Below are 25,366 nucleotides of genomic sequence, written 5' to 3' on the forward strand. Positions count from 1 at the left end.
CTGAATCTGATAAGCGTGTTCACTGGCTCAAAAACATTTCCGGCTTGGGCTTTGTTATCCCTAGCTACTAATGGGTTGCTAATGCTGGCAGTCATCCTCTTGCTCCTACGGGAACACTGGCTGCCCGCTAGTTCGCAAGCAAGTGTTTCTGCGACTCAAGTTAGCCTTCTGAGTAGCCCGCAGGCTCCGCCCCCTAATTTAGGGCCGCGTCACCAGCTCAATTACGACCAGTGGGTGGCTTTGCTGGGGCGAGAAGCGTCTGTAGCAGCAACACAGCAGCCCAAACATTTAACGATTCTGGCTGGGGATTCTCTCAGCCTGTGGTTTCCGACCGACTTGTTGCCCCCAGAGCGAACCTGGCTCAATCAGGGAATCTCCGGGGAAACCTCGGCGGGCTTGCTAAGACGATTGGATCTGTTTGACGAAACTAAGCCGGAGGTCATTTTTGTGATGATCGGCATCAATGACCTGATCCGGGGGGTAAAAAACGAGACGATTTTGGCTAACCAGCGACAGATTATTAAATATCTGCGGCGGGTTCATCCCCGAAGCCAGGTTGTGGTTCAATCGATTTTGCCCCACGGTGGAGAGGCAACAACTTGGGAAGGCCGCGATCGCCTCTTGGCAATTCCTAACAGCCGCATCCAGGAAATTAACAAGCAACTGGCTGCGATCGCTGCTGCTGAAGGCGCTCTTTATCTCGATTTACATCCCCTGTTTGCGGATGCTAATGGCAATCTCCGTTCTGTACTCACCTCAGATGGCTTGCACTTGAGTCCCCAAGGCTATATGGTGTGGCGTTCTGCCCTCCAGGTGTTTGCTCAGTTCAAAATTGAGGAAGCCGGAGCTAATAGCCAGCCTTACCGTAGAAGGCGATAACTATCCCCGCACAGCAAAATTCGCCATTGGCAGATCTTTTGTTGTAGCGGTTCTGCTTTGGAGCAAATCAACACCACTGATGAACAGAATAAAATAAATTTAATATCTATATAGATTTTTAGTTATTAAGGGTGTCGTAATCTCCCTATTCATCCCTATCAGGGAGCGAAACAACCTAACTTAAGCTGTAATTCCTTCCCAATGCTGCTGGAAGTTTTATAGATTGCTCGGCGACAATAAGTTGGGTGTAAGGGTTTTATTTCTTACTTTCAATATTTGTAACTTATCTAAAGACCAAGTTTGATTAAAATCATTTATAACAGGTGATGTTAGGCAGGTTCGCTTTAGCAAGAGAAAAGTAACCCGTAGCGTTGGTAAAAAACAAATAGCTTCAGACTTAGGAATGGCGATCGCCCGCGTTGCAGCCCAACCATTCTATGATCGAGTGGAATCAAGCTTGACAAGCATCAGTCATTTCACGGGACGCGCCCAATGGATACGAAAGCCTTTAAACGATCGCTCCAACAATCTGAAAACTACCACCGCAAGGGATTTGGGCACCAAGAAGAAGTCGCCAATCTATTGCGCTCAGAGTATCAAAGCAATCTAATTCAGAAAATTCGCGAAAGCAACTACACGCTAAAACGCGGTGATGTCACCATCCGGCTAGCCCAGTCTTTTGGCTTTTGCTGGGGCGTTGAGCGTGCTGTCGCAATGGCTTATGAAACTCGTCAGCACTTCCCCACAGAAAAAATTTGGATTACCAACGAAATCATTCACAACCCTTCCGTAAATCAGCGGTTGCTTGAAATGCAGGTGGAATTCGTTCCTATGCAAGCAGGTATTAAAGATTTCTCTGTTGTCGGTGCGGGTGACGTTGTAATTTTACCCGCGTTTGGTGCTAGCGTTCAGGAAATGCAGTTGCTCAACGACAACGGGTGCAAGATTGTCGATACAACTTGCCCTTGGGTTTCCAAAGTTTGGAATACCGTCGAAAAGCACAAGAAAAAAGATTACACCTCGATTATTCACGGCAAGTACAACCACGAAGAAACAGTCGCTACTAGCTCTTTTGCGGGTAAATATTTAATCGTGCTGAATATGGCACAAGCTGAGTATGTCGCCAGCTACATTCTCAACGGCGGAAATCGCGATGAATTTATGGCGAAATTTAGTAAAGCCTTTTCTGTTGGGTTTGACCCCGATGTAGACTTAGAACGAATTGGCATTGCTAATCAGACAACGATGCTTAAAGGCGAAACAGAACAGATTGGTAAGCTATTTGAGCGCACCATGATGAAGAAGTATGGCCCAACTGAATTAAACGAACATTTCCAAAGCTTCAACACAATCTGCGATGCGACTCAAGAGCGCCAAGACGCCATGTTTGAGCTAGTAGATGAAAAACTAGATTTAATGGTGGTAATTGGCGGTTTTAATTCCTCGAATACCACGCATTTGCAAGAAATTGCAATTGAGCGGGAAATTCCTTCTTATCACATCGATAGTGCCGAGCGTATTATAGATGCGAACCGGATTGAACATAAGCCATTGGGGGGCAATTTGGAAGTGAAAGAAGGTTGGTTGCCTAACGGCGAAATCGTCGTGGGAATTACCTCTGGTGCTTCAACACCCGATAAAGTAGTTGAGGATGCAATCGAGAAGATTTTTGAGTTGAAAGCAGCTACTGCTGTTGTTTAGATTTAGTTAGTTATTGGGGAGATAGCAGCACTATAAAACATTCCACGGTGTAGGGTCGATGTCCCTGCGATCGCTAAAAAAATGCCAATATAGATGGCTGCTGTCTCTTTCCTTGTAAAAATGCTAGTTAGATAAGCATTTTTAAAAAATAACTGTTTACAGGGCTGCACGAAAGGAGAAATTAAAAATGCTGTTCATGTTGAGAGTACGCATAGAAATTACAGGGCGATCGCCTGACAACTTGCGGAACCGTTTAGCTCAAGAAATAGAAACAATACTAGCAGCAAAAGCCGCAGGTAAGGTTTTGGGTATGTATAAAGTCGCAGGACGAAAACTTTTGGTAGCCATTATTGATGCCGAGTCTCACGATGAGTTAGATCGTTACATTGCCAATCTACCAATGGCGCCTTTCCTAGAAGTAGAGGAAATTTTGCCACTGCGGGAGTATGAGGCGGTAGCAGAAGAAATGAAGCAGCGTTTGCAATAAATCAAGTTTATATTTTGCCCCGTCAGGGTTTCTCCCGCTCGGATATTTTGGATTAAAATAACATTTTACACATCTATGTCCGCAGGCTAACACCTGGGGCTAGACAAACCAAGTCTGCACAGGCGGAACGAGAAAAAACAACTAATATTAAAGCCGCCGCAGACAGGCTTTAATCACAGCTACCCACCATTCAGAATGTGGGAAATTTGGAGGAAACATTGTTGGTAATTCTTTTCTCCTTTACCCTTTTTGTCAGTGCATTCCTACTTTTTTGGGTACAGCTGATGGTAGCCAAAATGATCTTGCCATTATTAGGCGGATCTCCATCAGTATGGAACACCTGTCAGCTGTTTTTTCAAGCAGCTTTATTGCTTGGCTATGGATATTCCCATCTCACAACAAGTTGGTGGGGTACGCGGCGACAAGCAGCAATTCATACCCTTGTACTTTTATTGCCCATCGCTTTTTTACCAATTACTACAGCTAAAGGTTGGCTACCTCCTCACGAAGCTAATCCTATTCCTTGGTTGCTAGGTTTGTTGGTTATATCTGTTGGCTTGCCTTTTTTTGTGATTTCTACCAGTGCGCCTTTGGTGCAGAAGTGGTTTGCAGACACCAATAGTCCAGCAAGTCGCGATCCTTATTTTCTATATACGGCGAGTAATATTGGTAGCATTTTAGGGCTGCTTTTTTATCCAGCTTTGATTGAGCCAAATTTTTCTTTGACGCGCCAGAGTTGGTTATGGTCAATAAGTTATGGATTGCTGGTTTTATTAATAATTGGATGTGCAGTATGTTTGTGGCGATCGCCTATAAAAGGCAAAAGTGAAGATAAAGAATTAAGAGGCGATAAATCGCCGTCTCTACAAGAACAAAACTCTTCTTTTCCTCCCACTATTCAACAGAAATCCCAGTGGGTATTATTATCTTTTATTCCTTCCAGCCTACTTCTAGGAGTTACAACTTATATAACAACAGACATTGCAGCTATCCCGCTGCTCTGGGCTGTGCCATTGGCTATTTATCTATTTACATTCATTTTGGCTTTCAGCCGCAAACCGCTACTTCCTCGTAGCAGTTTGGCGGGGTTTTTACCTTTATTATTGACAGCGCTGATTGTTTTATCTTTGCTTAAAGTAATGCAGCCCGTTTGGGTGTTACTTCCTTTACATTTACTAGGATTCTTTATTGCGGCGAGTGTTTTTCACGGGGAATTAGCTCAAAATCGTCCTAGCGCGGACTATTTGACAAGTTTTTATTTCTGGCTGGGAGTTGGTGGGGTATTAGGTGGATTGTTTAACGCGATCGCTGCACCTCTACTATTCCCATCTGTTCTAGAATATCCTCTGATGATGTTACTGAGTATCGTATTAGTGCGAACTCCATCACCAGATTTAGAGGAATCTTCTATCTTCAATTTGAAGAAAACTTTACCTATTAGTATAGGTATTTTACTAGGTTCTCTCCTAGTCGGGATGCAGTTTAGAACCTTTAATAACAATTTGCTGGGCAGTATTTTTGCCCTTGGCATTCTTATTGCCATTCGTTATGCTTTTAAACTAAACCCAATACGATTTGGTGTCGGTATAGCGTCGATTGTACTGCTCAGTTTATTCTACATACCAAGCATGGGTAGATTGCTCGATACTGAGCGCAATTTCTTTGGCATTAATCGGGTATTGTATGACAGGCGCGGAAACTACCACACTCTTCTACATGGAACTACCGTGCATGGAAAACAAAGTTTAGATCCACAACGACGAACAGAACCGTTAACCTACTTTTATCCTAGTGGCCCAATTGGGCAAGTATTCAAGTCTTTTAATAATAGTCAACGTCTATCTAATGTTGCTGTGATGGGATTGGGTATCGGAACTCTCGCTGCATACTCAGAACCAGGACAACAGTGGACTTTCTACGAAATAGATCCAACTGTGGAAAAGCTGGCTCGCGACAGTCGTTATTTTACATTTTTACAAGACTCAAAAGCAGCGGTGTCTGTAGTTTTAGGTGATGCTCGTCTGCGATTGATGGATGTGCCTGAAAATAGCTATGATGCACTCGTGATGGATGCTTTTAGTTCTGATTCTATACCAGTACATTTGGTGACGAGGGAAGCAATTCAGCTTTACTTGAGCAAGTTAAAAAAGCAGGGTTTATTGATAATTAATATTTCCAATCGCTATATTAATTTGGAACCTGTGTTAGGTGCTTTAGCTCGTAATTTAGGTTTATCCACGCTGAGACAGTTGGAATTAGATGTTTCTGCTAGTGAGAAGGAAATGGGTAAATCTGCTTCTCATTGGGTTTTGTTAGCACGCGATCGCAGCGATTTTGCCAACCTTATCAACGATCCGCGCTGGCAACCCATCCCAGAAAATTTGGATGCTCCTTTGTGGACAGATGATTTCTCAAATATCTTCGGCGTACTGCGTGCTTTGAAATGATTATAAATATTAAAAAAAGGTGCCAGCCATTACTTGTTATTTAAGGCAAATTTACCCCCGCTCACGGTATCTAAATCGGGGATAATTACTACCCCTCTCCTGGCAGAAGAGGGGCAAGAGGAGAGGTACTTATTTGTGCCGAATCAATTCGTAAATTTCTAGATATTCCTTACCTGGATAGTTCCATGAGTAGTCATAACTCATGCCCTGAAGCACGAGTTGGCGAAACTCTTCTGGCTCCTGATACCACAAGTCAAATGCCCGATTCATTGTAGACTCCAAAGCAGAATAATCTGCTTCCTGGAACACATAACCATTGCGCTGTTCGGGCAAGCGATCGCTATCGTAATCTCGGTCAAACACTGTATTCACCAAACCGCCGACTCCCCGCACAATTGGTACAGTGCCATACTTCAAACCAATCATCTGTGTCAGCCCGCACGGTTCGTAGTTGCTGGGAACTACGATCGTATCTGCCCCGGCATAAATTAGGTGGGACAATTCTTCATTAAATCCAAGTTCTAAATGAACGTCGGGGTTATCGTTCAAGAACTGTTTTTCGTGCCGGAAATGAGCGTTTATTCCTGCTTCTGTCGCCGAACCTAGCAGAACAAATTGCCCTCCCCTCGCGAGGGTATGATAAATCGCATGATGGACGAGATGAACGCCTTTTTGATCGTCCAATCGACCGATGTATGCAACGATGGGTTTATCTGCGTCGCGCAGTAGCAGGCGATCGCGTAAAGCTTTTTTGTTCTTTGCTTTCCCTTCCAGGTTTTCCTTAGTGTACTTATAAGGAATGTAGCGGTCTGTTTCGGGGTTCCAAAAATCATTATCAATACCGTTAAGAATCCCGCGAAACTTACTTTGGTACAAATGCAAAGTGTGACCCAATCCATAACCAAACTCACCGTGATGAGCTTCCCAAGCGTGATGAGGCGAAACTGTAGTTACATAATTCGAGTAAACGATGCCCCCTTTCATAAAGTTCAATGCAAAGGGGTTGAAATTATCGCGCAGGCGATCGTATTGGAAATAATATGATTCTTGATTCAGACCTGTTGCCCAAAGAATTTCGCTACCTCCCATTCCTTGATGCTTAAAGTTGTGAATGGTGTAGCATACCCGTTGGTTCCCCATCTCATACTTATAGTTTTCAAAGAGCATAACTGGAACTAAGCCAGTCTGCCAGTCATGGCAATGGATGATATCGGGACGCTTATTACTCTTGAGCAAAAATTCCAGCGCGGCTTTGCTGAAGAATGCAAACCGCATATTATCGTCGTTACAACCGTAATAACAGCCCCGGTTGAAGAAGTTATCGCCGGAATGGGGTTCGATAAAAAAACACACGCGCCCGTGTACCCAACCGCAATAGACAGAACAGTGGATCTGACCGCCAAACCAGGGCACCCACAGATCGCGATATGCATCGTGGAGTCCCCAGATATGGTCATAGCGCATGCAATCATACATAGGCAGAATTAGCTCTACCGCATGACCGCGACTTTCTAGCTCTCTGCTGAGTCCGTAAACTACATCGCCTAAACCTCCCGCTTTGATTACAGGAGCGCATTCAGAGGCGATTTGCACAATGTACATTTTTATTTCTCCGTCAAAGAAAATATATTTTCTTAACTTCACAAAAGTATATATTTTCCTGACCAATACGCAACCTGACCAATGGGAATAAACAGCTTGTTGCAAAACGCAGCCATAAGAAGTTGAGCGATCGCTCCTTTAGTTACTGCAAGATAATACGCTCCACCATTGATTTCACGGTTTTGCCCGCTTGAAGTTAATGCTAAGTGCCGCAGAATATTGAATTAGCCGTCACCAAGGGTTGCCAATCATTGTGAATGCAGCCCAGTAATATGGATGCGATAGATTCTCTTCTCCCATCCGTGCCAACGTTGACGGCAAAGACACTTTTACTCCAGCGCTGCGTAGCTGTCCCGGCAAAATGCGGACTTGTTTATGAATCATAGCTAGTTGCGCCAGCCTTAGCGCCTGCGCTTTGATGGGTGCAACCCTCAAGTGCCGATAAAACTCGGTCATCAATGGTAATGTCCCTTCCTCGCTGACATACCACAGGCTTCCCAGCGCAGACTTAACACCAGCTTGTATCGCTAATCCGGCAAAACCCAACTCTGCATCTCTATCTCCCACCGCCGTGCGACACGCGCTGAGTACCAACAGTTCAACTTGTGGGTTATTCCAACCCATATCCCGCAACTGATCGAGACGCAGCTTAGTGTCCCACAACTGGATGTAGGAATTATTCGGCTTCCCTGGCTTAAATTCACCATGTGTTGCCAGATGAATAATCTGGAAAGGTTGTTGGCTCCGTGCAGATTTGAGGTTATCTAGAGTAAAGGCTTCATTGAGAAACGATGAACCCCGCCATAGCTGCTGCGTTATTACAGCTAACTCTATCGGTACACCTGGTAAAGGGTTTTGATGAGTAAAACGGTCAGCTCCCATTGCCAAGACTTGGGTATTCTTGATATCAGCGTAACGGGGATTGGAGAGGCTAACACTGGGCATCAAGGCGACGCTGTAGCGCTGTACCAAAAACCCACGACCATCGTGGAGAACAGCCACTGGCAGACAGCGCATATCGCTATCCATGAGGAAGACAAGATTTTTTATACCTTGAGCTTGTAACTCAGCTTCCAGCGGTGCTATTAGCCACTCATAAAGTTGTCTAGCTGGGGGTAAATAGCTGGTTGTAGCAGTTTTGGCTATGTCGGTAATTTCACTGCGTAATTTTGCAACTTCTTTTAGAGCTAGCGATCGCGTGATGCCATCCAGCTTTATGCTAATCGGTTGCTTGTAAGGGGTCACTAGCAACAGTGTCAGGGTGTCCTGATTTGATGATTTTCTAAATTTGACATAGATGAAGGCCGACTTCACACCTGTGGTTGCATCAATTTCGCGAAGAATATCCGTAAGATTTGCTCGGTTTTGAATCGTGCTTTGGCGCGGTAGTTTTAGATAGTTTTCAAACTCCCTTGTGGAAGTTTCTTCCAGATTGGCTACCTTAGCGTCTGTCGGAGACTGAACTTGTCTAAGACCAACTAAGCCTGGGAAAACTCTACTGCTTGCTCCTACTTGCTCATAGGTGATTTCGTTGCTGGAACCAAGGGCAAGCCTATTGCGAGGAACTCGCTCGACTACAATTTGTTGCAATAAAACAGGGTCAATAAATCTGTTTGTAATTGGTGTGAAACCAGGAATGGATTTAAGGTTAGAGTTGCTTGCACCGATTCCTACATTGTTTCCAGCAGAATTGCCGTTTCGTTGTGGATAGTTTTGAGGAGAGATGTTTGGTTTAACATCTCTCCCCCCCTTTGGCCCCGGCTTAGTGGGTACTGATGTGGTTCCAGTCCCCTGCTGCGCCGACTGCGGCAAGGCTTTTGTAGCGGAAAAAATTATAACTGCTGAGCTTGCAGCTAGACTTACACAAACAACATATCGAGTTGATAAAGACAGCATATTCAGAGGTTATTTATAAATGTTTTTTCGATAATGCTAGTCGAATTAATATCAGGCTCATCATGGCAAATTTAACTATATCTTTGCTCGTCTGGAGCGGATAATCATACGCCAACTGCAATTCAGGATAAAAGCAAGTTATTTATATGGCTTAATTAAGTGAAAATCGCGGCTATTGTAGTTTTTTTCTCGTTTGTTTGACAAGCCATAAATATTTCCCAAATATCTAGGCGTAAACGAGCGAGATTCTACCTATTTATTTATAAGTCATAAGAACTGGCAGGAGCGCAAAAATTCCTGTATTATGTATGTAGTATTAAGATAAAGGGCGTGCAGCGTGCGATCGCATGCCTGCCTAGCTTGAGCCGGGAGACGATCGAGGTATGTCTAATCAAAAAATGGCCACCAGCCGCGAGGTTTACAACCGCATCCTATGGGATGCACGGTTAGATCGCCACGCCTTTACAATCGGCTATTTAGAACGCACATCTGAAGTAAAACTCCGCTCTAAACCGCTAGCGGAATGGGAAGCTAATGGCGACATACCCTGGCATCGCATCCGCTACATAAGCTGTGGAGAGACAATAGTTTGGGATCGCGATCGCCACTTGGATCTCGTCTCTATAGGACAGCTACCCGCCGCTGCATGGACGGCGCAATTAGGGGAGCAAGATCTTCCGCTTATAGCAACGCCATTTTCACCAAAACCAATATACCGATATGGTTCCCAAGGTTGGCAACCGAGCGACGAGCTACCTGAGTCTGTTCCATCGAGTGCTTTGACCATCGTTAGTTTTAACGTGCTGTGCGATACATACGAGCAGGAACGCATCCAGACAGAAAAGCGGATTCCAGCGATCGCCAGCCATCTACGCAACTGCGATGCGGATATCATAGCGCTACAGGAAGTGACGCGATCGCTGCTAGATAACCTTTTAGAACTCGATTGGGTGCGCGGCTACTTCATCTCGGAACCGCCAGAAGCCTCAACGCTGGAACGCTATGGCCTTTTGATCCTGTCGCGGCTGCCGTTTACCCTAGTCGAGCATCGGTACTCGGCGCACAAGCAGGTATTAGTGGGAACGTGGCAGATAAACGAGCGATCGCTGCATGTAGCTGTAGTACATTTAACAAGCAATCGCGGCCACAACGCAATGGAAAAACGGGCGGTTCAACTAAACTTGTTGCTCGATTACCTAAAAACGCAGCCGGGAGATTGCGCGATCGCCGGAGACTTCAACACCAGAGGCGACGAACAACAAGATCTGTTAACTAAAAGCGGCTTTGTTGATGTCTGGAAAGAATTGCATCCTCTTGAAGAAGGTTATACTTTTGACCCTCACCGCAACACGCTAGCAGCAATAATGACCATAAGTAACGAGGCGGCGCGGTTCGATCGCATCCTGCTACGCGCCGCAGATGGGCGCTGGCTACCGCGTTCTATGGAAATATTCGCCTGCGAACCCATACCGGAGGCTGAAGGAACCCTCTATGCCTCGGATCATTTTGGCGTGCGTGCGGTTCTAGAATGCTCTATGCAGACAACCGCCTCTTTGCGTGCGGTGCGCCCTGTATATCAGAGCGCTGTCGTAGTAATTCCACCTGCTGAAGTTTGGTCAGCAATTCAGGCAATTCGCCGCCGTTACGATCGCCAGATCGACCGTTGGATGCCTCACATCACATTGATTTATGGCTTTGTTCCAGAGGAGTATTTTGAGGAAGCAGCGCAAGCGATCGCGCGATCGCTTGCTGTTGTTGAGCCTTTTGAGATAACCCTTTCAGGCTTCGACACCTTCGAGCATCGCTCTAGCAGCACCGCTTGGTTGCGACCTGTTACCCAGCCAGAACGAGCCTTACATCAGTTGCAAGCAGTCTTACAGCAGCTATTTCCGCAGTGCGACGAGCAAAGCAAGAAATCGCCTGCGGGTTTTACGCCGCATCTGAGCGTGGGACAGTTCAAGAGCGTACAAGAAGCGATCGCGCAGCTTCCTTCCTGGCATCCAATAAGCTTTCCTGTAGAATCTGTTGCTCTAATTAGTCGTCGCGGCGATGAACCTTTCGAGGTTAGATATCTCGTACCCTTGGGGAAGGAAATTAAAGACACCGCCCTCATTGCTGGAACAGGCGAATCTTTTACGCAAAATCCAAAATTGAATAGCCTGATACAGCTAGTTAGCAACCTTGAGCCAGAATTAAGCCAAGCACAGCGAGAACATCGCGAAACAATTCTGTCTCTCGTGGCGCAAGCAATAGCGGAGTGTTTGGGTTATCAGCCATCGCTGCATCTCGTGGGTTCGGCGCGTCTGGGCGTGCAAAGTCCGCAAAGCGATTTGGATGTTGTTTGTCTGATTCCTACTTATATGTCGGGCGAGCAGTTTTTATTAAGCGTGCGGGAGAGATTGTCAGGGTTGTGCGATCGCTCGCAGGTGGTTAAAGATGCAAGGATGCCAGCGTTGAGGATGCAGATAGAAGGCGTGTCTGTCGATTTGCTTTATGCTTGCACTCCTAACGATTTCCAACTGGAAAATCCAAAATCTAAGATCCAAAATCGTGTAAATGATTTCGATCCGCTTAGTTGGAAAGCACTTGTGGGTTGTTTGGAAGCTGACGCGATCGCTGATACTGTAATTCCTCGCATCCCGTTAGATTCTTTCCGCGTGCTGTTGCGTGCTACCCGTGCGTGGGCAAAAGCACGCCAAATACACGGCAATGCGTGGGGTTTTGTCGGCAACTTTTCCATCGCCTTGCTGACTGCTTGGAGCTGTGCAAATTATCCACAAAATGTTGAGGATGCAGGAATTGAAAGGCTGCTACAACATTTTTTCCAGGCGCTAGCCGAACACGATTGGAGCTATCCCATCGCGCTGACTGAAGCTGGCAGACATTACAACGTGCGCCTTCCCCGCGACTGGATGCCTATAGTTACTTCAATTGAGCCATGTCAAAACAGTGCGCGAAATGTGTCGCGTTCGACAGCAGAGATTTTGCGCCGTGAATTCGTTCGCGGTGCGGAGATTGTAGAGCGGGCTTTAGCTGGCGAAATCGGTTGGGAAATGCTGTTTGAGTCAGCAGATCTCAAGGCGCAATCAAGCCTGTTTTTAGTGCTGAGTGCGACAATTGAAGACAGCGATCGCTCTTTATCCGCCTGCGGTTGGCTGGAAGGACGCATAATTGGATTGGCCATTAATTTGGAACAGCAAATTGATGTTTGCGTAAGACCTTGGCCGGGAATAAGGAAGGATCAAAATAAAATTAGCGCGATACTGGGTTTGGAGCTTCCTAAAGATTGCGATCGCGTTTCATGGCTCGAAGCCAATGGCGCTGTAATACAACTTCTTGCCCAAAACTTTGTAAGTCAGTTCAACAATTCCTTTGCCGATTCTAATAGCATTGCTTTGGTTAGCCTGCTGTGCGATCGCCAAGATTTTGGCCAACTTTACCCCAATTTATGACTAACTCCGGAGGATTTTTATAGGTATTGATTTTAAAGAGCAATCCTGAGCGGGCGTTACCTTTTAAGTGTTGATTAACTGTTATTCAGTTCTGGCAACCAAAAGTTATTGGTGACTAATTACATCAATGGCTGTCTTGAGCCAATCAATATAAGTTTGTTCTCTTCGGATTGCTAACTCCAGTACCAGCCTTTGCATCATTTGTTCGCGATTAGCAGCGCGATCGCCCAACATTGGTAATTCAACATTTTCACACTCAGCCAACTTTTCCTTACGTGCTGCTAACTGCTGTTCTAACAATTGAATAATCGCTTCATCAGGTAATTGCGCCGCAAAATGCAACTGAACGAGCAAAGGATCTCTCACTGTTGGCAAGGTTTGAGGACATTGAAGCCAGCGGATTAATTCGCCTTTCCCCCCTTCAGTTATGCTGTAGACCTTGCGGTTGGGGCGATCGCGCTGAATCTCAAGGGTACAGCTAATCCAACCTTGCTCAACCAATTTATCGAGGGTTCTATAAATTTGTGCTTGGTCTGCGGGCCATAAATGAGCGACGCAGCCATCGAAGCAGCTTATTTTAAGGTCGTAGCCCGTCCTCTGTTCTTGCTGAAGTAGACCCAAAATTGCGTGTGCTAGAGACATAGACGGTTTCCCGATAATCCCAGTAGCGGAAGCCCTACTGTTATTCCTTATATAGTCTAATGCTATTATATGATTAATCATATAAAAGAGCTGTCAAATAAAATAGTGTTAACTAAGACATACCTGGATAGAGAAGGCGATCGCTGATTCTTGAGTTGAACTGATACTTCTCGGATAGGCAAACCTAACCGCCCAGTCTTCCTCCACCAGTAGAGAAGAGAGGACGGAAAACTATAGACACCAAGGAGGAAATGAATGCTCGCTCAAATACAAACAATGCGAACTGTCGCGGGAATCATTAATAGCGTGCAAACAATGGAAGGTGAAGGCATGCTTGTGCGCCGCGCTTTCCCCAAAAGCACCTTTTCCCACTTTGACCCCTTCCTCCTCCTTGATGAATTAGGCCCTGTTGATGTTGCGCCAGGTCAAGGAAAGGGAGCGCCGGATCATCCCCACCGAGGCTTTGAGACTGTCAGCTATGTACTTGAAGGGCGTTTGGAACACAAAGATTCACAAGGACACGCAGGCAATCTCGGCCCCGGTGACGTGCAGTGGATGACTGCGGGAGCAGGGGTAGTCCACTCGGAAATGCCAGAACGAGAATTTGCTCGCCTCGGCGGACGGCTTCACGGACTGCAACTTTGGGTTAACTTGCCTCGCCGCGACAAGATGATCGAGCCTCGCTATCAGGAAATTCCTGCCGAGCGAATTCCCACTGCTCAGAGCGATGATGGTTTGGTGAGGGTGAAAGTGATTGCCGGAGAAGCGTTGGGAACTAAAGCAGCGATCGCAACTAGAACTCCGATTATGTACCTGCATTTCACGCTTCAACCGGGTGCAAGTGTCATTCAGCCTGTGCCAAAAGAATACAACGCTTTTATTTATGTGCTGGATGGAGAAGGCTTGTTTGGTGCAGACAAGGAGCGTGCGGGAGATGGACAAATGGTGCTGTTTGCACAAGATGGCGAGGAAGTAGCGATCGCAAATCCAGCGGATGCGAAATTACCTTTGGATGTATTGCTCATCGCTGGCGTACCGCTAGACGAACCAGTTGTTCGCTACGGCCCATTTGTGATGAATACAGAAGCAGAAATCGTTAAAGCGATTGAAGATTATCGTAACGGGAGGATGGGTTCCATTGACTTCTAACATACTTTTACAAAGAATACGTCAACATCAAAATCTGCGCGATTTGAGAAATAAATTGCTGCACCTCCACCGGATGTTGCTTGACACAGAACGCATTACTTACGAACAAGTACGCGGACGAGTAACAAACGCACAACTACTTCAACTCGTCATCGATCACGAACAATTTGCTTGGCTGCATCGCCTTTCTGAGCTTATCGTGCAGATTGATGAAATGCTCCAAGGGGATGAACCCATATCGACTGAAGATGTCGAGAGTCTGATTGCTTATACCTGCACGCTGCTAACTCCATCAGAGACAGGCGATGTGTTTGCAAGAAAATACTACAACGCTCTCCAAAGCGAACCAGGCGCTGTGATGGCACATGCAGAGGTGTCAGAGGTTCTTGCATCCATTAAATAAGACGCAGCGAAGGACAAGCACCGCGAGTTTATCCCGCGGTGCTTCTTCTTTTCTAGAAAAAGGCCTTAGAACGCTATGTCGGAAAATTGCGCGATCGCCATACAGCCTTCGATATTACTTCCTCGCAGGCGTTGGGCTTCGTCTAAATCCTAGCGGAAAATCCCCAACGCTGAATCGCTGTTTCAGCAATCAAGCGCTCCGCATTTAATCCAACAAAACTTAATTAAGTTACATTAAAAATATGAGTAAGTAGTTGTAGCTACATTTGCGCTTATTTATTTCATTTTAATGTTTTCTGTTATAAAACAGCTAAGTAAGCTGCTTTGATTGAATTTAACTTTTATCCTGTAACCATTGCATAAACTAAGTTTAACCTAAAATTAACGTAAAATTTTTTTAGTATAAATTATCTCCAATAATTTTGTACTTTTTAAGTAAATAAACGGCGAGTATGTCTAAAGGTACAGATAATTTATTAAAGAAAGGTTTATAGTTGTTAACAAGAGACAAAAAACTAGGTAAAACACTTGGCTAATATCGTTGATACCGCCGTTCAGGCTGGTTCGTTTAATACCCTAGTTGCTGCTGTCAAAGCTGCTGGTTTGGTAGATACACTACAAGGCGCTGGTCCCTTCACTGTGTTTGCGCCTACTGATGAAGCTTTCGCTAAACTTCCCGCAGGTACCGTAGACGGGTTGCTTAAGGATCTTCCAAAGCTGAAGCAAATCCTGACCTATCATGTCGTTTCCGGCAAAGTGATGGCGTCTGACGTAGTTAAGCTGAAGTCAGCTACTACAGTTCAAGGTTCAGATGTAAAAATTGACGCTTCCAATGGTGGCGTTAAGGTGAATGATTCTAAAGTTTCAACAGCCGATGTTGCTGCTGATAACGGCGTCATTCACATCATCGACACAGTGTTGATTCCTGCGTAACCAACGCGAGAAATAGTTAATACTAAGTGTGGGGAAGCGATTATTTATAATCGCTTCCCCACAACTATTTGAAGGTGTTTATATTAGGGAACGCTGCGAGTACGCTTCTCAAGCAATATTATAAGTAATCAGTTAAAATAAGTTTGCGCGATCGCTCTTTATCCTAAACCCATTGGATAGGATCTAGTTGATAATAATATTGTAATTGCTCGTAAAGCGAGCGATGCTGCTTCAGCAATTGGTGCGGTTTTTCAAAGAAAGTCTCAGTCGCTACCGCAAAAAATTCTGCGGGATTCGTTGCACCATAGCTGTCCATTACTGTATTTCTACCCCGTTGAATATCATTGCAGAGGATTTGATATTCTTCTGTCATTACTTTCGCCCAAATTGCATAGTCTGACTTTTGCGGCAAAATAGGAACGCCCTCAGCTTTACCATCCTCTTGATCCAACTGGTGAGCAAATTCATGCAGCACAACGTTATGGCCATCTTTCCAGTTGCGAGTGTCTTGTTTCACCTGTTCCCAAGATAGTATTAATTGGTCAGCTGTCCACGATTCTCCCAATCTCGCTACACGTCTTTCTTCAACAACATAATTCCCCGTATAAGTTGTTTCGTTAACAAGATACGCACTCGGATAAACTAGGATGGAGCGAAGTCTAGGGAAGTAGGTTTCTCGCCCATTAAGCAGGAGCAAACAAGCGCCAGCAGCAATAGTCAGCTTCATTTCCTCTGTCACCTGCAAGCCTTGGCAACCGATAAATTGTTTTTCCGCTAGGAAAACTTGAATGTGTCCCTGAAGTCGTCTTATTTCAGCGGGAGCAAGACAGAGATAAATGGGGATGTTATTTTCGATAATGGCATCCCAAAGCGGTGGAAAAGGACGACGCTTTAGGCGGTTACGCTTCTGTTTAATTAGAAGGGGATTGAGTAAAATATAAGCAATAATTAGTCCAATAGTCAGCAAAAAAATAAATGTTTGGAACATTGTACGAGCTGGGTTTCATGCTGTATAATTTAATAATAGCTATTTTAAAATTAAAACTGTAGGTTGGGTTAAGCGATCGCGCAACCCAACAAATCCATCATTTGGAAATAAACCAATCGATAATTTTTCGGGCAATGCTGAGTTTAGGAGGAATTAGGGGTAAATTGTCTTTACTAAACCAAGCAGCATCCTCTAATTCTTGCGGCTCGATGGCAATTTCACCGCTAGCATAACTGGCTGTAAAGCCAATCATCAGCGAGTTGGGAAAAGGCCAAGGTTGCGAACCAAAATAGCGAATATCTTTGACTTCTATACCAACTTCCTCGCGAACTTCGCGAACTATTGTCTCTTCGAGCGATTCTCCCGCTTCTACAAATCCAGCGATCAAACCATACATTCCGGATCGAAACCGAGGAGCGCGAGCTAACAATATCTCTTCACCACGCGAGATGAGTACGATCACAGCAGGCGATAGGCGAGGATAATTAACTAATCCACAATTGGGACAACGCTTGGCGCGTTCGGTGGGTAATTGGGTGGTTGGAGTGGCGCAGTGTCCGCAGTATTGATGGGTGCGATCCCACTCCATAATTTGAATGGCGCGACTGCTCAATGCAAACAAATCATCGTCTATTGTTCCATACAATTCGCGCAGTCCTAGCAAGGTCATTCCATCAGGTATTAACGCATCCTTGGCTAGTTCCACCGAGTAACAAGAGCGAGTGTCTAGAGTACCGAGAAATTGCGATCGCACGGGCATTAAGCCAATCTCGGTTAGGCTGATTAGATGGGGAATATAGCTTAACATTCCTTCGACGCGAACCAACAATTTATTGCCTACAAATGCGAACCACCAAGCGGGTTCGCATTTTATTGCGGGGGGAGCAATTCCAGGGATGAAGGTTCGATGCATATTCACTAGAGCGCTTTAGCGTAGCGTGCCGCAGGCAGTCGCCTTTCATCGTATCACCGAGACGATAGGCGATCGCGCCAGTGGCTACATACAGGGAAAACTTAGCCAGGATGCGATCGCGTATATTTTTTTTGGTTGCGATCGCGCTACTCATCTGGCATTTGTCCGATAATTCCCATTGTCTTTACACTAACGGTGCAGACTCGTTGCAGCAGGTCGATAACGTGTTCTTTGTAGTCCGCAAAGCGATAGGTGTTAAAAAGCTTTGCAATTGTCGGATCTTTGGGTTTCTTTTCTTTGTATTGGTCGAGTATCCATTCCAAAGCAGAACGGTTGCCGAGTTTATAATCCCATGCGATCGCGGGAATGCCTTGCAAGAAGGTTATACCGTCAAGGTCAATATATCCTTTCTCTTTGTCGGCTTTTAGTTTTGCTTTGGGTTGTTTATTCGTTGTTGCATCTGTGCGAGTCAAATTATATGGTTTAATGGTTTCATAATTTAGGTGCAAGTGCATCAGTTTTTTGCCCCATTGCACCCATTGGAAAAAGTTGTTGTAGAAGGGTAATTGAGGGAATTCACGTTTTAGGTTGAGTTCGTATTTCTTGCGGTATGCCGGATTGTGGAGAACGGCGTAGGTGTAGTGGAAAATATCTTCTTTGGTGATGCTGGAGTCGTTGTAGTGGGTTTGGAATTGGGTTAATCCCCAGTCTGTGATGTTGTCGATGCGGTTCCCATTTTCGTCGTAGCGGTAGAGAGGAAGGCATTGTGAACCGCCTTGAGGAAGCAAATCGGGGATACAGTTAGTTATTAAACAGAAAAAAGGAACGTCTGAACCAGCTTTTATCCATACCAAACTATTCTTGACATTGGAGTATGGAAAAATATTTTGTAACTGAAAAGTCCTTGCATTAAAATGCTTATCAAAATAAAGATATTCTTTTGTATAAGGACGGTATAAACTTTTTACAATTTTTGATTTTTCAAAGAATTTATGTATTTTACTTTCTAAATATCTAGTTAAGTCTCCATCCCATTTAATATCTAATTCTCGTTTTGTCTGGTGTTTTAATCGCTCTTCATAAACCTCAACCAAATACTTTATTTTCTCAATCAGAGTATCCTGTGAAAAATCATAAACCCATTCATCTCTTTTTGTTTGTACTCCAGATGAAAAAAGCTGAAAAATGGCCGCTTGCGATTTTCCCGCCTTCACTTCCTTATTAAGTAGCGGTAACAACTCATCAAAATCATTATCGGTCTGATTAATCCAGTTCCCTTTTTCATCGGGTGTTATATATCCAAACGGAATATTTTCAAATTTTGTATTTGCAAACCATTCAAGCTTTTCTTCTTTTGTCTGCTCATCCTGTAGCGTAAAATAGAATATTTTCGCTTTTTTCATGACCACAACCTCTGAACAGAATAAGCATCAAAAGCGACATCACGACTAATCAAAACAAGAGAATGATTTATCGCCTGTGCTACTAAAATGCGATCGAATGGATCGCGATGATGTAGAGGTTGTTTAAGGTAACATTCTACATCAGAAAATGTAATCGGTAAAACTACAATCTCAAGTTGTTCCAGAAAAGCGGGTATTTCTTGAAACTCAAACTGAAAATTAAGCTTTCCAAGCCCCAGCTTAATGGCAATTTCCCAAAGACTAGCAATGCTAACAAACACTAAGCTTGAATCTTCAATCCTTTGCCTAACGATTAATGGCAGCTTAGGATTGCCTTCGAGAAACCAAATTAAAGTGTGAGTATCTAGCAGCATCTACATATAGTCCTTAAAATCTTCTAGCGGCTCATCAAAATCATCTGACATCCAAATTTTTCCCTTGAGCAATCCTGCTTCACGTTTCTTCCTTTGTGGCTGTTCCTGCTGTAATTGTTTTGCGTATTTCTCCATTAAGAACTCTGTGTAGTGCAGAACTTCTTGCTTAAGAGATTCAGGAAGTTTCTCCAGATTTTCTAAAATAGCAGTTTCTAGCATTATTTTTCCTTCCTTTGTGCTTTGACTAAAAACATTATAGCAATACCCGTTTGAATCCCAAATACATTATTTTTTGTTCCTGAAATTTTCGGATTCTTTCTTACATCAGATTGAGTATCAACAATATAAAGATAATCACATTCTCGCTCCAACACTTTTCTAAATCCATCAAAGGATTGTGAATCAATAAAAGAACGATTTGTAATAAAAGCAACTAATCCATTATTACCTAACCGCTCCACCGCCCACCGATAAAAGCGTACATACATATCATATACGGCGATTTGATTCTGGGCTTTCCCTTCCTTAATATAAGTTGCCTTAATGTGTTTATCAATCTCTTTGTATGCACGATTGGCATTATTTTGGCTAAAGTTTTCCTGCCATGCGTTATAAGGAGGATTGCCAATAATCACTGAAATTGTCCGCTCATTTTGCTCTTTAATCCGTGCTGTATTCTGCACGCTCATCGCAAACAAATCTAACTGCTTCCCTTCAAACCCACAGTGATCTAGCGTATCGACCAAACAAATATTCTTAAACTCCTCATACTGACCCATCTTTTGCTGATAGGTAAACTCAATATTTAAGTTGGCAATATAATATGGCAAAATCGCCATTTCATTACAGTGAATTTCATGCTTATATTTATGCTTTAGTTTATCTTCTGGCAAATACTCAATCAGTTCCGTGATGTAAGTTCCCGTCCCCGTACAAGGGTCGAGAATCTCCACCCCTGGATCGCTTAATAACTTGCCAAAATGCTTATGCACCAAATAATCTGCACTCTCAATCATGAAGCGGACAATTTCATTCGGCGTGTAAACAATACCCAACCGATCCGCCGCTTTCGGGTTATAAGCTTTGTAGAAATTCTCGTAAATTGCTTTGAGAAACTTTTGCTTCTCGTGGTGGTTGACAATATCCCCAGATTTGCGACGAATCACCGCATAGTAGTGTTCAATACTCTTAAGAGTATTCCGGCGGGTTGCGCCCGTGAAAAAGGTATTGATAATTTCGGAGATTTCGCGGGCGATGTTATTTTCCCGATGAAACTGCGATTCGTTAAAAATATTCGTGAAAATGTCTTCCGTCAAAATGTGCTGAATCAACATTTCCTGGATATCGAAGATGCTGATTTCTGGGTTAATTGACTGCTGGCAGACGTTGAGAAACTTGTCTCGACGGTTGCGAAATTCTGTATTACTATCTTCTTGCTGACTAATAATATCTCGCAGCGCTTCCAGAATGTAAGGAATATCTTCTTTAAACCTGACAATTGCCGCCCGAAAGTCCCGCACTTCCGGACGCTCATAATCAATGAACGTATTCAACACGCGATCCAGCCCATCTGCATCCTTCATCAGAACACGGGCAACTTCTTCTCGGTGCTGAATTAAAACCGCCGTTTGCGAGTCTTCAAACAGAATATTTTCATCGGGATAGCCCTTGGCAAACTTCTTCTCAATTTCCTCGTCTAAATTGTCATACTGGTCTTTAGCTTCCCACCACCCATGCTCTAGCCGAATGGCATCTTTTACCGTGCCATCGGGATAGACTACAGTATCAAACCGAGTCTTGAAGTCTAGTTCAGGAATCAACAGATAGTTTCGCGTCTTGCAATACTCATTCAACAAGTTTTGAAACGCGCCCCGAATCGCCGTCTCTTTACGAGAACCCCCGTACTGGATGATTTTTTGGATTTCGGCTTGGTACTGGGTGACAAGAAATCTGGACATAAGCCAAGAGTTACTTCAGTGTAGAGGATGAACGGTGCGATCGCGCTCTATATTAAAACTAGGATAACAACCAGCACCAAATTCTATTGTTGCCTTAAACGACTAGAGCGGCTTTGCGTTCTTAAAGCTTGGTAAATAGATAAAGCAGCAAGCCCCTCTAAGGCTGCTATGGTGCTTACATGAGGAGAGGCGCAAACGAATAAGCAACTAATTTCTAGAATAAGGTTTCCTACAATAATTATTAATGCAGCAGTCAATACTTGCTTTGTAAAACGCTTAGGTAGAAACCAAAGCCCTAGCAGAATTAAGCCAGTAACAACAGAGCCGCTAAAACCTTGTTGCCACTCTACGATCTCCCGAAATTGTAGCGCCTGCGGGAGCGCGATCGCTTTAACTCGCATAAATATTGCTAAAAAAAGCTTTGTCAAGCCCATTATAAAAATCCAGCCATTAGCATCCAATAAGCGTTGTTGGGGGCTAGGTATTATCCCCGGCAAATCTCGTCCATCTAAGCGTATTTGTAGGTACGGCTGAACCGCCATTCCCAATATTTTGACACTTGGAACCTGCTGAATTGTTAACCTGGAACCGTCGTTCAGAACAAATTCATGTGATTTATTAAGTTGAGATCTCGGAATTCTGCCAATTTGCTCACCATCCAAACGGATTACAATCTCTCGACTAAAAAATCCCCAAGAAATTGCCAATCGTAAAGGTTGGCCTTCTTCCAAAGCATAGAACTCTTGCTGATCGAACATAACGAGACTAATAAATATTCCTAGTTTGTGATTTTAACTGCGGTAGAGATAACCGCGAAGTGAGATGTCAGAGGTTAAGATCCCCGACTTCGCAAGAGTTGTCGGGGATCTCGGCTACACCAAATGAATCAACGCCTCAACAAGTATCTGATTTTGCTCATCAGTCCCCACCGTAATGCGAAGTTTATCCTCTAATCCCGGCTGCTTAAAGTAGCGCACCAAAATTCCCCGTTCCTTTAGCGCTAGATAAATTTGCTCTGCATTTCCCTTGGGGGGTTGTGTCAAAAAGAAATTAGCTTGGGAATCCCATAACTGGAAACCTAACTGCTTGAGATCTATTGCCAACTTTGCCCGCGATCGCTTCACCTTGTCGGCACATTCATTTTTATAACTTTGATCGCGCATCGCCGCCGCGCCAACCAAACAAGCGATCGCGTCAATATTGTAGCTATCTTTAACCTTAAATAACCCGCTCAAAAGCTTTGGATTCGCAATGCCAAAACCCAGCCGCAATCCTGCCAAAGAATAACCTTTAGATAACGTGCGAATTACAATAACATTCTCAAATTCCTTCACCAAAGGCAACGCCGTTTCGCAAGCAAAATCAACATAAGCCTCATCAACAACTAAAACCCCAGACAACCTCGCCGCCAACTGTCGAAGATCGTCAATGGGAACAATATGTCCTGATGGACTATTAGGCGTTGCAATAAACGTCACCGCACCATTTGCAGCCACCAATTCCTCAATTGGCAAACGATAATCTTCTCCATAGGGAATTTCGACACGCTCCGCAGGCTGCATATCCGTCAAAGTACGATACAGTACATACGTCGGCATCGGATAAACTACCTTGCGCCCCAACTCCGCACAGGCACGCACCACAACATTGAGCAATTCATCGCTGCCATTGCTGACAATAACCCACTCAAAGGGAACCTGCAACGCACTAGCGATCGCAAGGCGAAACTCGTTGGCGTAAGGATCTGGGTAACGTCGCAGCCATTCACTATCCAAGTTCCGCAGAACTGCGATCGCATCTGGTGAAGGCGGATAGGGATTCTCGTTAGTGTTCAGTTTGATGATATTTGTCCCAGGCTTGGGCTGTTCGCCAGGAACGTAGCCATTCATCGCCTCAACACTGGGGCGGAAGTAGGTAGTCATGACTTTGTTGCGTGTCAAAAATTACTTATTGGAAGAAGAAACCAGCTAACAGAAGAGGCAATATTATAAAGGCAAACACAACCAGGACAACAGTTCCCGGCTCGATGTCGATAGTATTCTTCTGGCGATCGCGCATCTGACCCCCTCTCAAAAAAGAAGCATATCAACTTAGGCTAAGTGATTTCGGCTCGTTTCTCCAAGTCCAATTAGGCTGAGAATTACTCAGAGCATGACAAGACCTTTGTAAGCTTGCTCGATCAAGCTTTTGGGAGAATAACCTAGAAAAAGATAACAGCTTTATAGGTTGACCGAACACCAAAAAAGTCTTAAGCCCCCGAATTTATGACGTGGGGGAAATCCAAAATCCAAAATCGGTTGACCTTTGCAAACTCCTCGCACCAGCAATACAATCGGCTGTAGGGTGAGATGTTGCTGAAAAATGCGGTAATTAAGCTCTCATTCCCAAGATTCTCATATAGAGACGCTGGCGCGCACACCCCCATGCTTCAACCCGAACAAGTAATTCACAATCGTTACCAACTCAAGCAAAAACTAGGACAAACTGCTGGGCGGAAAACCTGGCTGGCAGAGGATCTATCTGTGCCCGCTGCTGAAACTGTCGTAGTGAAATTATTGGCGTTTGGCGATGAGGTGCAATGGGACGACTTGAAATTATTTGAGCGGGAAGCGCAGGTACTCCGACAACTGGCTCATCCCCAGATTCCCAAATACCGGGATTCGTTTTCAGTTGACGATCGCCTGCTCTGGTTTGGGCTAGTGCAAGATTACATCCCCGGTTCGTCCCTCAAACAATTGCTGGCTCAAGGCAAACACTATACAGAACAACAGGTACGCCAGATTGCGATTGACATCCTCGATGTACTGACCTATCTACATGAACTCAGTCCACCCGTCCTGCACCGCGATATTAAGCCCAGCAACTTAATCTGGGGCGAGGACGATCGCATCTACCTGGTTGATTTTGGTGCGGTACAAGACCGAGCAGCAGGGGAAGGAGCCACTTTTACGGTCGTTGGTACTTACGGCTATGCACCAATTGAACAATTTGGTGGACGGGCTGTGGCTGCTTCTGACTTGTATGCTTTGGGTGCCACGCTGATCCACCTGCTAACTGGTATTTCTCCGGCTGATTTGCCTCAGAAAGACCTCCGCATTCAGTTTGCCAAGCGAGTGAGTCTCAATCCACGCTTTGTGGAGTGGATTGACAAGCTTGCTGACCCTGATGTGGAAAAACGGTTTCAGACTACGCGGCAGGCATTAGAGGCACTTCGCTCTGCTGAAGTTAGCAGCATACAAACTGATGAATCGACGATCGCGCGATCGCCCTCCACTTCCCAACGCAGCCAACTTGAACAGTCTAAGGAGCGATCGCTAACACCTGCATACAATAGCGCAATTGAATTGCATCAAACTGCTGATGAACTGTTGATTACGATTCCTGGCACAAGCCTGTGGACTCTTTTAATGTTGATTCCGATTGCGATCGCCCTGATTGTCCTTGGTCAAATGGTGATGCCTGCTATTGTGCTAATGACTATTGAATCTGCATATATTCTATTTTTTCTGGTACTTGTAATTGTTCTCGCCATTAGCGCCGCTGTTTATTGGGAATTATTACCAACCTTTGTCAAGTTGGATCGAGCAGAGTTCTCCCTCTACAAACGTCCCTTCGGCTTCACTGTGACGACAATACTTTGTTCAAAGGCGGACATTGAAGATGTGTTCCACACAATGAAAACTTTTCGGACTGGAAAAACAACCTATGACAAAAGAGTAGTCACGATCCAGACCAATCGTAGAGAATATTTTTTCGCTATAGGACTTAGTAAGTATGACTGTAGCTGGTTAGTCAAGGCGATTAAATACTGGCTGGATTTAAGCTAAAGCTGTTGCTGAATGTAACGCATGAATATCCCTCATTCCCAACCCTTCTACCCAGGGATTCGGGAGCTAGAATCGGGTTCACTCTCCTCTGTGAAAGGGGCGTTGCACAAAGAGGGGATGAAGTACGAACCGCCAAGACGCCAAGAGCGCCAAGAAAGAAGTTTTCTAGTAAGCAAAGAAAATAAAATCATCCCGCAAATATGCAACGCCGTGAAAGGGCTAGGCTGAGGGCGAGATCGCATTCATCAAGCGCAGCGCTGCCAGAGGTAATTGCCCAGAAATGGAAAAGCCCCTGGGCGTCTTTCCGTGTTTC

General features: G+C 44.7%; 22 protein-coding genes. 11 read left to right on the forward strand and 11 right to left on the reverse strand.

The genetic code is table 11. The features are described from left to right. Positions 1 to 15 precede the first annotated feature (15 nt). The 4 genes from H6F77_RS04185 (at position 16) to H6F77_RS04200 (ending at position 5,514) form a co-directional block, all read left to right on the forward strand. Complete coding sequence (locus H6F77_RS04185) at positions 16 to 879, forward strand: SGNH/GDSL hydrolase family protein (protein WP_375335919.1); 864 nt, start codon at positions 16 to 18, stop codon at positions 877 to 879. Positions 880 to 1,371: 492 nt separating this feature from the next. Continuing rightward, complete coding sequence (locus H6F77_RS04190) at positions 1,372 to 2,580, forward strand: 4-hydroxy-3-methylbut-2-enyl diphosphate reductase (protein WP_190485658.1); 1,209 nt, start codon at positions 1,372 to 1,374, stop codon at positions 2,578 to 2,580. Between the two features lie 187 nt (positions 2,581 to 2,767). Continuing rightward, complete coding sequence (locus H6F77_RS04195) at positions 2,768 to 3,067, forward strand: muconolactone Delta-isomerase family protein (RefSeq protein ID WP_190485660.1); 300 nt, start codon at positions 2,768 to 2,770, stop codon at positions 3,065 to 3,067. A 284-nt stretch (positions 3,068 to 3,351) separates the two neighbouring features. Beyond that, positions 3,352 to 5,514 (forward strand): fused MFS/spermidine synthase, encoded by a 2,163-nt coding sequence (locus H6F77_RS04200; protein WP_242021896.1) that lies wholly within the window; start codon positions 3,352 to 3,354, stop codon positions 5,512 to 5,514. Between the two features lie 129 nt (positions 5,515 to 5,643). Here the strand turns inward: H6F77_RS04200 and glgA are convergent, their stop codons facing one another. Continuing rightward, positions 5,644 to 7,116, reverse strand: a complete 1,473-nt coding sequence (gene glgA, locus H6F77_RS04205; RefSeq protein ID WP_190485665.1) for a glycogen synthase GlgA — start codon at positions 7,114 to 7,116, stop codon at positions 5,644 to 5,646. A gap of 231 nt (positions 7,117 to 7,347) precedes the next feature. Continuing rightward, the gene (locus H6F77_RS04210) at positions 7,348 to 9,012 is read right to left on the reverse strand and encodes a CHAT domain-containing protein (protein ID WP_190485667.1); all 1,665 of its coding nucleotides are present in this window, start codon (positions 9,010 to 9,012) and stop codon (positions 7,348 to 7,350) included. A gap of 383 nt (positions 9,013 to 9,395) precedes the next feature. Here H6F77_RS04210 and H6F77_RS04215 point away from each other — a divergent pair, with 383 nt between their 5' ends. Beyond that, positions 9,396 to 12,464, forward strand: a complete 3,069-nt coding sequence (locus tag H6F77_RS04215; RefSeq protein ID WP_190485669.1) for a poly(A) polymerase — start codon at positions 9,396 to 9,398, stop codon at positions 12,462 to 12,464. Between the two features lie 105 nt (positions 12,465 to 12,569). Here the strand turns inward: H6F77_RS04215 and H6F77_RS04220 are convergent, their stop codons facing one another. Continuing rightward, positions 12,570 to 13,106 (reverse strand): PadR family transcriptional regulator, encoded by a 537-nt coding sequence (locus H6F77_RS04220; protein WP_190485671.1) that lies wholly within the window; start codon positions 13,104 to 13,106, stop codon positions 12,570 to 12,572. Positions 13,107 to 13,361: 255 nt separating this feature from the next. Between H6F77_RS04220 and H6F77_RS04225 the strand changes: the two genes are divergently transcribed. From H6F77_RS04225 to cupS, 3 genes are all read left to right on the forward strand, one after another. Then, positions 13,362 to 14,255, forward strand: a complete 894-nt coding sequence (locus tag H6F77_RS04225; RefSeq protein WP_190485672.1) for a pirin family protein — start codon at positions 13,362 to 13,364, stop codon at positions 14,253 to 14,255. Further along, entirely contained in the window at positions 14,245 to 14,658 is a 414-nt protein-coding gene (locus H6F77_RS04230) for a hypothetical protein (RefSeq protein WP_199321172.1), read from the forward strand. The genes H6F77_RS04225 and H6F77_RS04230 overlap by 11 nt, the downstream gene beginning before the upstream one ends. Positions 14,659 to 15,185: 527 nt before the next feature. After that, entirely contained in the window at positions 15,186 to 15,590 is a 405-nt protein-coding gene (gene cupS, locus H6F77_RS04235; RefSeq protein ID WP_190485674.1) for a CO2 hydration-associated protein CupS, read from the forward strand. A 163-nt stretch (positions 15,591 to 15,753) separates the two neighbouring features. Here cupS and H6F77_RS04240 read toward each other — a convergent pair whose 3' ends face one another. Further along, positions 15,754 to 16,578, reverse strand: coding sequence for a M90 family metallopeptidase (locus H6F77_RS04240; RefSeq protein ID WP_190485676.1), 825 nt, complete (start codon positions 16,576 to 16,578; stop codon positions 15,754 to 15,756). Between the two features lie 97 nt (positions 16,579 to 16,675). Next, positions 16,676 to 17,491, reverse strand: coding sequence for an NAD(+) diphosphatase (nudC, locus tag H6F77_RS04245; RefSeq protein ID WP_190485678.1), 816 nt, complete (start codon positions 17,489 to 17,491; stop codon positions 16,676 to 16,678). A 25-nt stretch (positions 17,492 to 17,516) separates the two neighbouring features. Here nudC and H6F77_RS04250 point away from each other — a divergent pair, with 25 nt between their 5' ends. Then, complete coding sequence (locus tag H6F77_RS04250; RefSeq protein ID WP_190485680.1) at positions 17,517 to 17,663, forward strand: hypothetical protein; 147 nt, start codon at positions 17,517 to 17,519, stop codon at positions 17,661 to 17,663. On the opposite strand, the gene H6F77_RS04255 is transcribed toward H6F77_RS04250, so the two are convergent. The 6 genes from H6F77_RS04255 to hisC form a co-directional block, all read right to left on the reverse strand. Next, positions 17,638 to 18,894: a type ISP restriction/modification enzyme gene (locus tag H6F77_RS04255; protein ID WP_190485682.1), complete on the reverse strand. Its 1,257-nt coding sequence runs from the start codon at positions 18,892 to 18,894 to the stop codon at positions 17,638 to 17,640. The two genes, H6F77_RS04250 and H6F77_RS04255, sit on opposite strands and share 26 nt — an antisense overlap. Further along, a complete protein-coding gene (locus H6F77_RS04260) occupies positions 18,891 to 19,268 on the reverse strand; it encodes a type II toxin-antitoxin system VapC family toxin (RefSeq protein WP_190485684.1) in 378 nt (125 codons plus the stop codon). Before H6F77_RS04260 ends, H6F77_RS04255 begins: the two co-directional genes overlap by 4 nt. Next, positions 19,269 to 19,487: a type II toxin-antitoxin system VapB family antitoxin gene (vapB, locus tag H6F77_RS04265; RefSeq protein ID WP_190485686.1), complete on the reverse strand. Its 219-nt coding sequence runs from the start codon at positions 19,485 to 19,487 to the stop codon at positions 19,269 to 19,271. It abuts the gene before it with no gap. Next, the gene (locus H6F77_RS27785) at positions 19,487 to 21,226 is read right to left on the reverse strand and encodes an N-6 DNA methylase (RefSeq protein ID WP_190485689.1); all 1,740 of its coding nucleotides are present in this window, start codon (positions 21,224 to 21,226) and stop codon (positions 19,487 to 19,489) included. The genes vapB and H6F77_RS27785 overlap by 1 nt, the downstream gene beginning before the upstream one ends. Positions 21,227 to 21,309: 83 nt before the next feature. Beyond that, positions 21,310 to 21,984, reverse strand: coding sequence for a hypothetical protein (locus H6F77_RS04275; RefSeq protein WP_190485691.1), 675 nt, complete (start codon positions 21,982 to 21,984; stop codon positions 21,310 to 21,312). A 114-nt stretch (positions 21,985 to 22,098) separates the two neighbouring features. Next, entirely contained in the window at positions 22,099 to 23,148 is a 1,050-nt protein-coding gene (hisC, locus tag H6F77_RS04280) for a histidinol-phosphate transaminase (protein ID WP_190485693.1), read from the reverse strand. 501 nt (positions 23,149 to 23,649) lie between these two features. Between hisC and H6F77_RS04285 the strand changes: the two genes are divergently transcribed. Both H6F77_RS04285 and H6F77_RS27540 read left to right on the forward strand, forming a co-directional pair. Continuing rightward, on the forward strand, positions 23,650 to 25,053 hold the full coding sequence (locus H6F77_RS04285) for a serine/threonine protein kinase (RefSeq protein WP_190485695.1): 1,404 nt from the start codon (positions 23,650 to 23,652) through the stop codon (positions 25,051 to 25,053). A gap of 21 nt (positions 25,054 to 25,074) precedes the next feature. Continuing rightward, a complete protein-coding gene (locus H6F77_RS27540) occupies positions 25,075 to 25,281 on the forward strand; it encodes a hypothetical protein (RefSeq protein ID WP_206753443.1) in 207 nt (68 codons plus the stop codon). Positions 25,282 to 25,366: the final 85 nt, after the last annotated feature.

It is taken from the genome of Microcoleus sp. FACHB-831 (assembly GCF_014695585.1).
In the GTDB taxonomy this organism is placed as follows: Bacteria; Cyanobacteriota; Cyanobacteriia; order Cyanobacteriales; family FACHB-T130; genus FACHB-831.

Bases quoted from the DNA above. Each gene is read 5' to 3' on its own strand.
- hisC (WP_190485693.1), bottom strand. From the start codon at position 23,148: ATGACTACCTACTTCCGCCCCAGTGTTGAGGCGATGAATGGCTACGTT.
- H6F77_RS27785 (WP_190485689.1), bottom strand. From the start codon at position 21,226: ATGTCCAGATTTCTTGTCACCCAGTACCAAGCCGAAATCCAAAAAATC.
- H6F77_RS04240 (WP_190485676.1), bottom strand. From the start codon at position 16,578: ATGTTCCAAACATTTATTTTTTTGCTGACTATTGGACTAATTATTGCT.
- H6F77_RS04220 (WP_190485671.1), bottom strand. From the start codon at position 13,106: ATGTCTCTAGCACACGCAATTTTGGGTCTACTTCAGCAAGAACAGAGG.
- H6F77_RS04285 (WP_190485695.1), top strand. From the start codon at position 23,650: ATGCTTCAACCCGAACAAGTAATTCACAATCGTTACCAACTCAAGCAA.
- vapB (WP_190485686.1), bottom strand. From the start codon at position 19,487: ATGCTAGAAACTGCTATTTTAGAAAATCTGGAGAAACTTCCTGAATCT.
- H6F77_RS27540 (WP_206753443.1), top strand. From the start codon at position 25,075: ATGAATATCCCTCATTCCCAACCCTTCTACCCAGGGATTCGGGAGCTA.
- H6F77_RS04210 (WP_190485667.1), bottom strand. From the start codon at position 9,012: ATGCTGTCTTTATCAACTCGATATGTTGTTTGTGTAAGTCTAGCTGCA.
- nudC (WP_190485678.1), bottom strand. From the start codon at position 17,491: ATGCATCGAACCTTCATCCCTGGAATTGCTCCCCCCGCAATAAAATGC.
- H6F77_RS04275 (WP_190485691.1), bottom strand. From the start codon at position 21,984: ATGTTCGATCAGCAAGAGTTCTATGCTTTGGAAGAAGGCCAACCTTTA.
- H6F77_RS04260 (WP_190485684.1), bottom strand. From the start codon at position 19,268: ATGCTGCTAGATACTCACACTTTAATTTGGTTTCTCGAAGGCAATCCT.
- H6F77_RS04200 (WP_242021896.1), top strand. From the start codon at position 3,352: ATGGTAGCCAAAATGATCTTGCCATTATTAGGCGGATCTCCATCAGTA.
- H6F77_RS04195 (WP_190485660.1), top strand. From the start codon at position 2,768: ATGCTGTTCATGTTGAGAGTACGCATAGAAATTACAGGGCGATCGCCT.
- H6F77_RS04225 (WP_190485672.1), top strand. From the start codon at position 13,362: ATGCTCGCTCAAATACAAACAATGCGAACTGTCGCGGGAATCATTAAT.
- H6F77_RS04255 (WP_190485682.1), bottom strand. From the start codon at position 18,894: ATGAAAAAAGCGAAAATATTCTATTTTACGCTACAGGATGAGCAGACA.
- H6F77_RS04190 (WP_190485658.1), top strand. From the start codon at position 1,372: ATGGATACGAAAGCCTTTAAACGATCGCTCCAACAATCTGAAAACTAC.
- H6F77_RS04215 (WP_190485669.1), top strand. From the start codon at position 9,396: ATGTCTAATCAAAAAATGGCCACCAGCCGCGAGGTTTACAACCGCATC.
- glgA (WP_190485665.1), bottom strand. From the start codon at position 7,116: ATGTACATTGTGCAAATCGCCTCTGAATGCGCTCCTGTAATCAAAGCG.